Source organism: Noviherbaspirillum sp. Root189 (genome assembly GCF_001428545.1).
Lineage (GTDB): Bacteria > Pseudomonadota > Gammaproteobacteria > Burkholderiales > Burkholderiaceae_D > Noviherbaspirillum.
Genome location: NZ_LMHZ01000056.1, coordinates 20520 through 34199, shown reverse-complemented (window position 1 = coordinate 34199; position 13680 = coordinate 20520). Strand labels below are relative to the sequence as shown.

The window sequence follows — 13680 nt, the reverse complement described above, 5'->3', positions numbered from 1 at the left end:
AAGCACGCCTGTACGGCAGGATTCGTTGGCGCATACGGGACCAAAGTCGGAGGAGACGCGCCGCCATGCACAAGGTATGGCGGGCATCGCTTCAGGATTGGCTCAAGCGCGGCGCGAACGCTGCTGTTGACAGGTTGCTCGCTGGTTGATGTGGTTGACCCCTGTTTGCCGATTCTGCTTGACCCATGATGTGTTTGGCTCAAATTTACTGCTCGCTGCCCGCCGTTGCGCTCGACTCGTTCGACATGCGCAACGCGGATGAAGCGTGCGTTCGGCAGGCTGTTCAATTCCATCCGCGCCCCGTTGTGGTCCCAGCGCATTTGTGTCTGTATCGCGCTCCCGCACACTAAGGCTTTACCTCTCTCAAGCTCTCCGTTCTCGCGTACATCCCTGTACCTTGGCCACGTTGGCGACTTCGCCGGATGTGGCACTAAAAATGACCTCAGAGTCACGGAGCACAAAAAATGAAACGCATGTTGTTTAACGCTACGCAGCAGGAAGAACTGCGCGTGGCGATTGTCGATGGGCAGAAGCTCATCGATATTGATATCGAGACAACGGGGCGCGAGCAACGCAAGTCCAATATCTATAAGGGCATCATTACCCGTATCGAACCCTCGCTGGAAGCCTGCTTTGTCAATTACGGCGAAGAACGTCATGGCTTCCTTCCCTTCAAGGAAGTAGCCCGTAGTTATTTCAAGGATGGCGTCGACGTCCGTAACGCCTCCATCAAGGAAGCGCTGCGCGAAGGCCAGGAAATCATGGTCCAGGTCGAAAAGGAAGAGCGCGGCAACAAGGGCGCCGCACTGACCTCCTTCATTTCGCTGGCTGGCCGCTACTTAGTCCTGATGCCGAACAACCCCCGAGGTGGCGGCGTCTCGCGCCGGGTCGAAGGAGAGGACCGCCAGGAATTGCGCGAAACCATGGACAAGCTGGATCTGCCGTCCGGAATGTCCGTCATTGCCCGTACCGCCGGGATCGGCCGCAACGTCGAAGAACTGCAGTGGGACCTGAATTACCTGATGCAATTGTGGCGCGCCATCGAAGGCGCCGGCAAATCGGCCCCAGGCGCTTTCCTGATTTACCAGGAGTCCTCGCTGGTAATTCGCGCGATCCGCGATTATTTCCAGCCTGATATCGGCGAAATCCTGATCGACACCGATGACATCTACGAACAGGCCCAGCAGTTCATGAGCCACGTGATGCCGGACATGGTGCACCGGGTCAAGCGCTACCGCGACGACGTGCCGCTGTTCTCCCGCTTCCAGATCGAACACCAGATCGAAACCGCCTACTCCCGCACGGTTCCCCTTCCCTCCGGTGGCGCTATCGTCATCGACCACACCGAAGCCCTGGTGTCCATCGACGTCAACTCGGCACGCGCGACTCGCGGCAGTGACATCGAGACAACTGCACTCCATACCAATCTTGAAGCCGCCGACGAAGTTGCGCGCCAGTTGCGCCTGCGCGACCTGGGTGGCCTGATTGTGATCGACTTCATCGACATGGAGAATGCCAAGAACCAGCGTGAAGTAGAAACCCGCCTCAAGGACGCCCTGCGCTATGACCGCGCCCGCGTTCAGATGGGCAAGATTTCCCGTTTTGGCCTGATGGAGCTTTCCCGTCAGCGCCTGCGTCCCTCACTGTCCGAAGGCAGCCATGTGACCTGTCCGCGCTGCAACGGCACTGGGCATATCCGCGATACCGAATCCTCCGCATTGCAAGTCCTGCGCATTATCCAGGAAGAGTCGATGAAGGAAAATTCCGCCGCCATCCACGTTCAGGCGCCGGTTGACGTAGCGGCATTCCTGCTGAACGAAAAACGTGGCGAAATCCTGAAAATCGAAACACGCCATCGTGTGACGATCATCCTGATTCCCAACAAGCATCTCGAAACTCCGCATTACAAGCTTGAACGGATCAAGCATGACGATCCGCGCCTGGAAGAAGTGCAGGCCAGCTACGATATGGCTGAGGAAGCTGACACCGACATCAGCTATGAGAAGCGCCAGAAAGAAGAATTGCGTCCGCGCCAGGAAGCCGTGGTCAAGGGAATCACTCCCGACCAACCGGCACCGATCGTCGAACGCAAGCCGGTCCAGCCTGCTCCCATCCCAGCCCCGGTCATGCAGCCGGCCGAAGAAGGTTTCTTCAGCCGCATGTTTGGCTTCTTCCGCAAGAAGCCGGTTGCCCCGGTCGCCGCGCCGGCCCCGGTGGTCGAAGAAAAGCCCCAGCAAAGCCGTGAGCGGAATGACCGCACTGGACGCAATCGCAATCGTGGCCGCGGCCGTGGTCGCGACCGCAATGAGGAGCGTGAAGAAACCACAACTAAACAGACGGTCGCACCAGCAACCGACGTGCAACCGCCACAGCGTGAACCACGCCAGCCTCGCCCACCACGCGAGCCGAAAGAGGGACGCGAACCGAAAGAGGCACGTGAGCCACGTGAAGGCCGCGAGCGTGAAGCCCGTGAAGGAAATGAAGGAAAACGTGAGCGTGGTGAGCGTCAGCAGCGCCAGCGCGAAGAGCGCAAGGAAACAGCAGCACCCGAAGAACTGTTGAACGTCGCTCAGGCGGCAGGCATTTCTGCGGCAGTTCCCCTTGCCTCGGTTGATCTCACCGCTTCCGACGTTGAAACATTTGCCGGCCTGGAAGGTGGCGAAAACGAGTCAGGCGAACAAGGCGAAGAACGCCGTCGCCGTCGCCGTCGTGGCGGCCGCAACCGTAACCGACGTGAACGCGAAGGCATGGAGTTCAGCGGAACAGGCAGCGAGCAGGAAAATGCGGACGCAACTGTAACTGCAACTGCAGCTACAACGGACGAACAACCGGTTCAATTGGAAATTACCGAAGTGACCGAGGCGACCTCGCCGGTCAAGGTTGCCACCGTGACCCCGGTGCCCGAAGTTCAGCGGGTGGACCATGCAGCGTCCACATCGGCCTTTACCCTGCCAACCAGAACTGCAGGCAGCGATACCGCCGCCGCTGAGCAACCGGTTCAACCGGCCGAAGCAACGCCTGTTGCCGAAGCGTACTCCGCACCGGCTGAACAGGTAGTCACTCCGGCCCAGACCATTGAAGCGCCAGTCGCTGCAGAGTCGATGGCCGAAGCTGCCGCGGAACCAGCACCAGCACCGGCTCCCGTACCTGAGCCTGTTGCCGCCCCGACCCCAGTTCCTGTACCTGTCCCGGAACCTGCCCCAGTGCCGGCTCCTGTGCCGGTGCCGGAACCTGTCGCCGCGCAAGCGCCTGTATCTGTCGCGCCGGCGTCGATGCAAGCGGATAGCTTGCAAGACATGCTGGCGAAGGCTGGACTGACGCTCGCAGTAACCGATCCGCTCAAACTGCGTGCCGCACAGGAAGCCTCGGCAGCAATTGCTCCCGCCCCGCATGTGCCGCGTGAGCGTAAGCCGTTGCCGCCAGTGTCGAACGAACCGCTGGTTCAGGTAGAAACACGTCGCTGATAAAGTCGGGAATTCCATTGATTAATGGAATTCCCCGGCTTTGTTCGCCGAATGATCGTTCCGAGCCAAAAGGAAGTCGAGCCGATATTGGCCGGAATACACAATTCGATGCCTGCAAATCTGAAAAAAGGGAGCTGCGCTCCCTTTTTTCTTGCCTGAAGGATAAATCGTCGCGCAATATATGCGGCGTTCGCCACGTATCTTCTTGCACTGCGTTATGACCTTACCCCACCACCTCAGTCGTCCCGCTGCCGTTTCAGTCCAGGAAGCTTTCTGGTACTGGCTGAAACTTGGGTTCATCAGTTTTGGCGGTCCGGCTGGGCAAATAGCCATCATGCATACTGACCTGGTCGAACGAAAACGCTGGATTTCCGAGCAGCGTTTCCTGCATGCGCTTAACTACTGCATGCTCCTGCCTGGGCCGGAAGCTACGCAGCTGGCCATCTATATCGGATGGTTGATGCACCGGACCTGGGGTGGTGTGCTTGCCGGCGTCTTGTTCGTACTGCCATCGCTGCTGCTTCTCGGCGTGCTGTCATGGATTTATCTGGCTTTTGGCAGCGTCCCGGTGATTGCCGGTGTCCTCTACGGAATCAAACCGGCGGTTGTCGCCATCGTCCTCGCCGCTGCATGGCGTATCGGGTCGCGTACCTTAAAAAATGGCGTACTAATCAGCATCGCCATCGCCGCATTCCTTGCCATTACCGTTGCGCGCATCCCCTTTCCCCTGATCGTCCTGGCCGCCGCCGTCATTGGTTTTGCAGGTGGGCGCTGGCATCCTGAAAAATTCCGTACGGCTGGCGGGCATGCCAATTCGGTCAAGACGTCATATGGCCCGGCACTGATAGACGACACGACACCAACACCGGATCACGCCAGATTTTCCTGGGCCAAGCTGGTTGTAGTTGCAGCATCCGGTCTGGCCCTCGGTCTTGCAGGCTGGGCAATGCTGGCCAGCCGTTTCGGTATCGACGGTGTATTGACTCAAATGGGCTGGTTTTTTACCAAGGCCGCGATGCTGACCTTCGGTGGCGCCTATGCCGTCCTTCCCTATGTTTACCAGGGCGCCGTCACCAACTTTCACTGGCTATCTCCGGTGCAGATGATTGATGGTCTTGCCCTTGGTGAAACGACGCCGGGACCCTTGATCATGATCGTCGCCTTCATCGGTTTCGTTGGTGGCTGGACCAAGGAGATATTCGGCCCGGGAAGCACTCTGCTCGCCGGATGGGCGGGCGCCTCGGTGGCGACCTTCTTTACGTTTCTACCCTCTTTTATTTTTATCCTGGTGGGCGGCCCGCTCGTAGAATCCACCCGCGGCAATATTCGGCTCACCGCGCCCCTCACCGCAATTTCAGCCGCAGTGGTCGGCGTAATCGTCAGCCTTGCCGTATTTTTTGGCGAGCACGTCTTTCGCGTTGCGCAGATGCCCGGCGGGTGGGACATTTCCGCAATGCTGATTGCCCTCACAGCAGCCGTGGCGCTCTTTCGCTACAAGGTAGGCACAATCAAACTAATCGGAGCCTGTGCAGTCGCGGGGCTCGTGGTATCTTATCTGCACTAGGAACCGCCTGAAATCCTTACAACGCAACGAATAGCATGGCTGAACGAATCATTCCTCTCGCCGACCACCGCCTGCTCAATACGGCGCCGGTCGTCCCGTCGACGCTGGAAGCGCCGAATGGCCTGCTGTCGGACACGCTTGCGCGCCCATTGCAGGATCTGCGGATTTCAGTGACCGATCGCTGTAATTTCCGCTGCGTCTACTGCATGCCGAAAGAAGTGTTCGACAAGAACTATGCATTCCTGCCGCATTCTTCCCTGTTGTCGTTCGAGGAAATTACCCGCATTGCAAAGATTTTTGTGGCACATGGTGTTCGCAAGATTCGTCTGACCGGCGGCGAGCCGCTCCTGCGCAAAAACCTGGAAAAGCTGATCGCGATGCTGAGCGACCTGAAAACACCCGACGGCGCGGCGCTCGATTTGACCCTGACTACCAACGCATCCCTGCTGGCACGCAAGGCGCAAGCCTTGAAAGACGCCGGTCTGCAACGCGTCACGGTATCGCTCGACTCATTGGACGAGGCCACCTTCCGCCGTATGAACGATGTCGACTTCCCGGTTGCCGATGTGCTGCGCGGCATCGAAGAAGCCCACCGCGTCGGCCTTGGTCCGATCAAGATCAATATGGTCGTCAAGGGTGGCATGAACGATCAGGAGATCGTTCCGATGGCACGCTACTTCAAGGGCTCGCCTTTCATTCTTCGCTTTATCGAGTATATGGACGTGGGCGCCAGCAACGGCTGGAAAATGGACGAGGTCATTCCCTCTGCCGAAGTGGTACGCCGCATCGGTGCTGAGATGCCATTGCAGGAAATCGAGCCGAACTATACCGGGGAAACGGCGGAGCGCTGGCAGTACAAAGATGGCAGCGGTGAGATTGGCGTCATCTCCAGCGTCACGCAGGCATTCTGCCATGACTGTACGCGGGCACGCCTGTCGACCGAAGGCAAGCTCTACACCTGCCTGTTTGCAACGAGTGGACATGATTTGCGTGCACTGGTGCGTGCCGGTCGCAGCGATGAAGAAATTTCAACTGTGATTGCGCACTTGTGGCGTGCACGCTCGGATCGTTATTCCGAACTTCGCACCGCCAGCACGGAAGGCCTTACACAGGCTGTACGCAAGGTGGAGATGTCTTACATCGGTGGCTGACCGCCTTTCAGTCCCTACCTCTCGTTCAGATGCGAAAACGCTTCTTCCTGGCTCGCATACAGTGACGGCTCGGCATCATGCCGTTTGAACGCGCTGCCAAAATAGCTGCGCATGAAAGCGCTGCTGGTATAGCGGGTCACACGGCTGTAATAGCATGCCGACAGTTCGTGCACCATATCGACATAGGTATCGAGCAACTCGGGCGTGATTGCAAAGTTGTCATAGTTGATGACGGCAGGCACTTTTTTGCCTAACGGCGCCAGCAACGCGCAGACATGTTCACGGATCGCTTCGATATCCGCGACGTTGCGTACTTCGAAACCTTCGAAGTTCACAAAGAAGATATTCCGTTTTTGGCTGTACGTTAGCCGTTGCGCTAGCGGCAGGTAGAGAATGTCATTGCGCAGTCCCATCGGGTTCGGCCTGAAAATTCTGGCGTCCATTAACTTCAGGTCGGGACTGACTACCGGTCTGAAGTTCATCTGCGACAGCACATCGCGTTCAAGGTCGATGCCCGGTGCAATCTCGATGACTTCCAGTCCGGCATGCACCAGACGGAACACGCAACGCTCGGTAATGTAGAGCACTGATTGGCCACGCTGCATCGCATAGTCGCCGCTGAAGGTGCGGTGCTCCACTTCCTCGACAAATTTTTGCGCCACGCCTTCACGCCGGATGGCGAGCTTGCCATCCGCGATCGCGATATCCAGACCGCCGGCGGTAAATGTGCCGACAAAGACGACCTTTTTGGCATTCTGGCTGATATTGATGAAACCGCCGGCCCCGGCGAGCCGGGGACCAAATTTGCTGACATTCAGATTGCCGTGGCGATCGGCCTGGGCCAGTCCGAGGAAAGCGACGTCGAGTCCACCGCCATCATAAAAATCAAACTGATAAGGCTGATCGATAATCGCCTCGGCATTTGTCGCGGCGCCAAAATTCAGCCCGCCTGCGGGGATGCCGCCAATGACCCCAGGCTCTGCCGTGAGGGTAACGAGGTCTAGCACCTTTTCTTCCGCGGCGACGGCAGCCACGCCTTCCGGCATGCCGATACCGAGATTGACGACATTGTTCGGCTTGATTTCCAGAAGTGCGCGGCGGGCAATAATCTTGCGCTCGCTCATTTCCATTGGCTGGATCGATGACATTGGCACCCGCATTTCGCCGGCAAATGCCGGACTATAGGGTTCGACGAAGGTCTGCATCTGGTATTCCGGCTTTTCCGCGACGACGACGCAATCCACGAGAATTCCCGGGATCTTTACCTGGCGTGGATTGAGCGAGCCGCTTTCGGCAATACGCTCCACCTGTACGATCACAATGCCGCCGGAGTTGTGCGCTGCCATGGCAATGGCCAGAGCTTCCAGCGTCAGCGCTTCTTTTTCCATGGTGACATTACCGTCGGGATCGGCGGTAGTGCCCCGGATAATGCCCACGTTGATTGGCAAGGCTTTGTAAAAAAGGTATTCCTTGCCGCCAATCGTCATCAACTCGACCAGATCTTCGGTGGTCGATTCATTGATCTTGCCGCCGCCATGTCGTGGATCGACGAAGGTGCCGAGGCCCACCTCGGAGAGCACGCCCGGTTTGCCTGCTGCGATGTCGCGGAAGAGATGGGTAATGACACCCTGTGGCAGGTTGTACGCTTCGATTTTATTGGCAATGGCCAGCTGCTGAAGCTTGGGCACCAATCCCCAATGCCCGCCGATAACGCGCTTGACCAGGCCTTCGTGGCCAAGGTGATTGAGTCCACGATCTTTACCGTCGCCCTGTCCGGCGGCATAGATCAGTGTCAGGTTGGACGGTGTGCCTTTACCGAGCAGTTCTTCCTCGCTTTCGAGGAAGCGTTTTTCCAGTGCAACCGCAATGTTTTCGGCAAAGCCGATTCCCACGAAGCCGCCGGTCGCGATGGTATCGCCATTGTGAATCAGACGCACCGCCTCGGCGGCGGTGACAATCTTATGCCGGTGCGATGGCCGGGATCCTCCCGACATCGGGTCGGAGATGCGATGTACCATGGGTTCCTCCGTGGTGGACTACATGCGGTATGCGGCAGATTATGCCGTAAGCAACAGCATTTCGGCGCGGAGCAATTACGATAGCAATCGACGATATTGACAACACGGCATGGTTATGATTTTGGCAACCGCATGGCAGTTCGTGCCGCGCCGGGTTTGGAGGGTTCTCTACGGTTCGGGCGTGGCAACTGATTCAGTCTCAGCCTGTTTTGGCGTCGCAAGAACCTTATCAATCCGTTTTCCATCCAGATCCATGATCTCAAAGGTCCAGCCTTCCCATTCGCACTGATCCGCCGTCGCCGGAATGCGTCCGAGCAGCAGCATCATCATCCCGCTCAGGGTGTTGTAGCGTCCGCGTTCTTCTTCCGGTACGCCCTTAAGGCTTAACCTGTCCTTGAGTTCCGGGATTGGAATCAGTCCATCCAGCAGCCATGAGCCATCTTCGCGCTGCACGGCCCAGGCATCTTCGGCGCGATGCGTCTTGAACTCTCCGGTGATGGCTTCCATCACGTCCTGCAGGGTGACGATGCCCTGCACTTCACCGTATTCATCCACGATGAACGCCAGCTGCACACCTGAGTTTTTGAAGTTTTCTAACAACTCCATCCCGGTCAGCGATTCAGGCACAAACACTGCAGGTTGCAGGCTGGTATCGAGGCTGGGTTTTTCGCCGCGCAGGCTTTGAGCGAGTAACTGGCGTGCATTGGCAACGCCAAGCACTTCATTCCATCCGCCACGCACGACCGGATAGCGAGAATGGTCGCTGCGTTCGAAGCGCTTGAGGTTTTCCTCTAGCGGCTGTTCAACGTCGAAGTACACAATGTCGCTGCGTGGAACCATCAGCGAAGCGATCTGGCGATCGTCCAATCGGAACACGTTGCGTACCATCTGGTGTTCATGATGCTCAATTACCCCTGCGCTGGACCCCTCGGCTAGCATCAGGTTGATTTCTTCTTGTGTAACGCTCGGTTCGGTATTTTCCCGAACACCGAAAAAACGCAGCATCAGTTGCGTAGAACCCGACAACAGTTTGACGAAGGGCTTGGTGATGGCGGCCAGCCATAGCATGGGCCGGGCGACAAGACGTGCAATCGGTTCCGGGCTGATCTGTCCCAACCGCTTAGGAACGAGTTCGCCGAGCACAATCGAAAAATACGTGATGCAGACAACCACCAGGCCGGTAGCGAGATACTGCGAGGTCGGAGGCTCAATGCCCATCTTGACCAGCCAGTTGCCAAAGGGTTGCGCCAAGGTTGCTTCACCGACGATACCGTTGAGCACACCGATTGAGGTAATACCGATCTGCACCGTTGACAGAAACCGATTGGGATCGTCGCCAAGCTGAATTGCCGCCGCGGCTGCCGCATCCCCTGCGTCGGCAAGCCGCTGCAGTCGTGCCCTGCGCGCCGTCACCAGCGCAATTTCCGACATCGCGAAGATGCCATTGATAATAATCAGGCCAAATAAGATGGCGATTTCCATAGGCTACGGACGTAAAGACGCAAGAATTGGTGGCAGTGGCCACGTGCCGCGATGCAATGATGCAATGATGGATAGAACTTATCACAAAACACCGACGAATACAGACGCGTCGGCAGACCGGCGGTTCATCGCTTACGCCACAGTTTTGCGCTGATCAGCGTTAAGGGTCCGATTTCTATTCTTCCGCCATGTCGGACGTAGCGGTCCCGAGCACGAGTTGTGCCGTTTCGGAAGGTAAAGCTTCCACCGACTTAAGCTTGCGCGTCATCTGGCGCGTCCTCGTCTCGGCCTGTTCGATATTCTTTGCCGCGCGCTCCAGCGTCGTTTTGGTAGCCGCAAGGACGTCGCCGAATTTGCCGAACTCCGTCTTGACCGCGCCTAGCACCTGCCAGACTTCCGATGAGCGCTTCTCAAGCGCCAGCGTGCGGAAGCCCATTTGCAGGCTGTTCAGCAACGCCGACAACGTGCAAGGGCCGGCGATCGTAACTCGGCATACACGCTGCAATTCATCGGCAAGGCCGGGACGACGCATAACCTCCGCGTAGAGTCCTTCGGTCGGCAGGAACAGGATGGCGAAGTCTGTCGTCAGCGGTGGCGACAGGTATTTCTCGGCAATGGTTTTTGCTTCGATGCGGATTGCACGCTCCAGGTCGCGCCCGGCGGTCGCCACGCCATCGGCATCAGCGTGCTCGGCTGCTTCAGCTAGACGTTCGTACTGTTCCTTCGGAAACTTGGCATCGATTGGCATCCATACCGGGCGTGCGGTATCGTCCTGTCCTGGCAGACGGATGGCAAATTCAACCCGCTCTCCGGTGCCAGGCACGGTTTCTACATTCTTCCCGTACTGATCCGGCGTCAATACTTGCTCAAGCAGCATCCCCAGTTGCACTTCGCCCCACGTTCCCCGGGTCTTTACATTGGTCAGCACACGCTTGAGGTCACCCACGCCAATGGCGAGCTGTTGCATCTCGCCCAATCCCTGGTGGACTTTCTCCAGCCTGTCCGAGACCAGCTTGAAAGATTCACCAAGACGCTGTTCCAGCGTCGCATGCAGTTTTTCGTCGACCGTCCGGCGCATTTCTTCAAGGCGCGTACCGTTGTCAGTCTGCAGATCGCGAATTTTTGCTTCCAGCGTGGCGCGCACTTCTCCCATGCGTTGCGAATTGGATTCGGTCAGCTGCGCCAGCCCCTGGTTCAGGGAATCGCCGAAGCGCTTGAGTGAACTAGCCTGCTCTTCACGCGCGGCATGTGCCTGTGCCGTAATCGCCTGACGCATGGCCTCAAGTTGCTGCGCATTTGCTTCATTGAGCTTGGCAAGTTGTTGCGCAAAACTGTCGATCTGGCTGTTCTGCAATCGTGCGACGTTGGTGAACTGTCCCAATAGCGCCTGCTGGAATTGCGTGAAGTTGCCGCCCATTTCCTGTCGGGTGCTTTGCGCGGCAGAACGTACTTCATTACGAAGCTCACGTTCCAGCCTTTCGCCGGTTTGCTGCTGATGACGCTGCAGTTCATTCTGAAGATGCACGAGTTGCGCCTCGCTCTCGGTACCGCGTGGACGCAACAGGATCGCAAGTTGTAGAAGCACGATCACCGTTGCCGCAATCACGAGGATCAATTCAGTGGAAGTCATGGGTGTTGACCCTGCAAGGGTGAAGAAGTTGAATGCAATTGCACATCGCAATCTGCAGAATGCAAATTGCGGCCTGTCGAATCAGCCAGCCTTGTTACGCATCCAGTCGGCAGTCTGATGGAAGGAATGCAATAGCCGGTCCCGCAAACCTTCTTCGATGCCGACATCCTGCATGGCGAAGGCCATGCAGCGCAGCCATTGATCGCGTTCCTGCGAGGCGATCGCGTAAGGAAGATGCCGTGCGCGCAGACGCGGATGACCAAAGCGCTCGACATACATATCCGGCCCGCCGGTCCAGCCACAGAGAAACCAATAGAGTTTGTCACGCAAACCGTCCATTGGTGTCGGATGCAATCCGCGTATCAATGCAAATTCGGGTTCGAGTTCCATCAGGTCGTAAAAGCGATCAACGAGTTCGCGGATTTTTTCCGCCCCGCCGATGCGTTCGAACACGGTCGATTGTTGCGTTTCTTCGGTAGTCATAAGTTGAATGATAACGCATTCGAATGTCCTGACGGAATTGAAATCAGCCCATTCTCATCGCCCTGAATGTTCCGTCAAGCAGCGTTAATTGCCGCGCGCATGCACGCTTCCATATGGAAATAATGCCTATTTTTTAAGCACTTGTTGCGTGTTTTTGATACTTCGCAACAGCAAGTTTGACGTGTGGCAACCACTGCTTTGAGGCTTCGCAAGTAAAGACTACTTAGCAATTTCCCCTCTAGTTTAATGATTACCATTGTTTAAAAGGTAATACGGAAACACCACCCGAAAGGGATTTCCGGGCAACTTATTTCCAAATGAAAAGAGCTCGGCCGACAGCTCCGGAACGTGTGCAAAGCATAACGCAACGGGCGATCAGAGGCTTGAGATTGTTGTAATCGACATACCTGGTAGAAACACCATGCGAGACTTGATGATCACGAATTCTTCCCGGTTGGAATTATCCATGCGTCTCATGGATATCCTGATACTGGAAATCGCTGGTGGGCTGGCAAGCCTGATCCATTTCCATGTACCCCTGGCGGACACACCACCGATCCATACCGTACTGCTGCATTTCTGCAGCGCCCTTGCTTTCCTGCTGTTTCCTCAGTTCGAGTTGTACACATCCTGGCGCGGACGTTCGCTGCCCGACATGTTTGTCCGCCTTGGCGCAGCCTGGGGAGTTGTTCTGCTGATCGGTCTGTTCTTCAGCTTTCTGGTCCACCACGTCGGCAATGTATCGCGCTTGTGGATGTTTTACTGGTATGCCAGCGGGTTGGCGTCGCTTGCGCTGTTCCGATTCATCGTCTACTACGTCCTGCGCTATCTGCGCGCCAAGGGACTCAACAACAAGCGCGTAGTGATCGTCGGCTATGGCAACACAGGTAGGGAAATGCATCGCCGCGCTTTACAACAGGACTGGACCGGCTATGACGTCAAGGCCGTATGCGCAGATCCGGAAGACGTCGACAAGATTCTCGATCCTTCCATCACTCGCATCAACGATGCCAAGCAAATCCACGACTACGTGGTTGCCAACCATATCCATGAAATCTGGATTACGTTGCCGCTGATGGCATCGCCGCGTCTGCAGGAATTGCAGTACCAGTTACGCAATACCCTGGTTGATATTCGTTGGGTACCGGACATCCTCGGCCTTCACATGCTCGGCAACAAGATGGGTAACTTCCTCGGCCTGCCTGTCGTCGACCTTAACCAGCCCATCTCCAGCGGCGTGAATGGCATTGTCAAGGACCTGTTTGATCGCACCTTTGCCATCGTTGCACTCATCCTGCTACTGCCGCTGTTCGTCGTGATCGCTATTCTGATCAAGCAGAGCTCGCCGGGGCCGGTGTTGTTCCGTCAGCCTCGTCTCGGCTTGAACGGTCGTGAATTCAAGGTGTACAAGTTCAGGACCATGAAGGTACACCAGGAGCAGAACACCGTGACGCAGGCTACCAAGAACGACCCGCGCATCACGCCCATTGGCGGTTTCCTGCGCCGCACCAGCCTGGATGAACTTCCTCAGTTCATCAACGTCCTGCTAGGCGACATGTCGGTCGTCGGTCCACGCCCACATGCCCTGCAGCACAACGAGATGTACAAAGACCTCCTCGAAACCTACATGTTGCGCCATCGAGTCAAGCCCGGGATTACCGGATGGGCACAGATTCACGGCCACCGTGGTGAAACCGACACCGTCGACAAGATGGCCCGTCGCGTCGAATTCGATCTGCATTACATCCAGCACTGGTCGCTCTGGATGGATGTGCGGATCATCATCTGGACCGCGTTTAAGGGATGGACCGGCAAGAACGCGTACTGAGTCAGGACCACATTCTGACCTTGCGAGCTGCACCATGGTGCGACTTACCCACCAGACACC

The 13680-nt window shown here is 57.0% G+C and carries 8 protein-coding genes; 4 read left to right on the top strand and 4 right to left on the bottom strand.

Features of this window, described 5'->3' with window-relative positions; all coding sequences use genetic code 11:
- The first annotated feature begins 464 nt into the window (after positions 1–464).
- From ASE07_RS22950 to moaA, 3 genes are all read left to right on the top strand, one after another.
- Entirely contained in the window at positions 465–3464 is a 3000-nt protein-coding gene (locus tag ASE07_RS22950) for an Rne/Rng family ribonuclease (protein WP_057293150.1), read from the top strand.
- A 217-nt stretch (positions 3465–3681) separates the two neighbouring features.
- Complete coding sequence (gene chrA / locus ASE07_RS22945) at positions 3682–5028, top strand: chromate efflux transporter (RefSeq protein ID WP_057293149.1); 1347 nt, start codon at positions 3682–3684, stop codon at positions 5026–5028.
- Positions 5029–5063: 35 nt separating this feature from the next.
- Positions 5064–6179, top strand: coding sequence for a GTP 3',8-cyclase MoaA (gene moaA / locus ASE07_RS22940; protein ID WP_057293148.1), 1116 nt, complete (start codon positions 5064–5066; stop codon positions 6177–6179).
- A 14-nt stretch (positions 6180–6193) separates the two neighbouring features.
- Here moaA and ASE07_RS22935 read toward each other — a convergent pair whose 3' ends face one another.
- The 4 genes from ASE07_RS22935 to ASE07_RS22920 form a co-directional block, all read right to left on the bottom strand.
- Complete coding sequence (locus ASE07_RS22935) at positions 6194–8197, bottom strand: acyl CoA:acetate/3-ketoacid CoA transferase (protein WP_057293147.1); 2004 nt, start codon at positions 8195–8197, stop codon at positions 6194–6196.
- A 168-nt stretch (positions 8198–8365) separates the two neighbouring features.
- The gene (locus ASE07_RS22930) at positions 8366–9679 is read right to left on the bottom strand and encodes a hemolysin family protein (RefSeq protein ID WP_057293146.1); all 1314 of its coding nucleotides are present in this window, start codon (positions 9677–9679) and stop codon (positions 8366–8368) included.
- Between the two features lie 175 nt (positions 9680–9854).
- Positions 9855–11309: a DNA recombination protein RmuC gene (gene rmuC / locus ASE07_RS22925; protein ID WP_057293145.1), complete on the bottom strand. Its 1455-nt coding sequence runs from the start codon at positions 11307–11309 to the stop codon at positions 9855–9857.
- An 81-nt stretch (positions 11310–11390) separates the two neighbouring features.
- Positions 11391–11792, bottom strand: a complete 402-nt coding sequence (locus ASE07_RS22920; RefSeq protein WP_057293144.1) for a group II truncated hemoglobin — start codon at positions 11790–11792, stop codon at positions 11391–11393.
- Between the two features lie 466 nt (positions 11793–12258).
- Between ASE07_RS22920 and ASE07_RS22915 the strand changes: the two genes are divergently transcribed.
- On the top strand, positions 12259–13620 hold the full coding sequence (locus ASE07_RS22915) for an undecaprenyl-phosphate glucose phosphotransferase (protein ID WP_235548581.1): 1362 nt from the start codon (positions 12259–12261) through the stop codon (positions 13618–13620).
- The last annotated feature ends 60 nt before the right edge of the window (positions 13621–13680 follow it).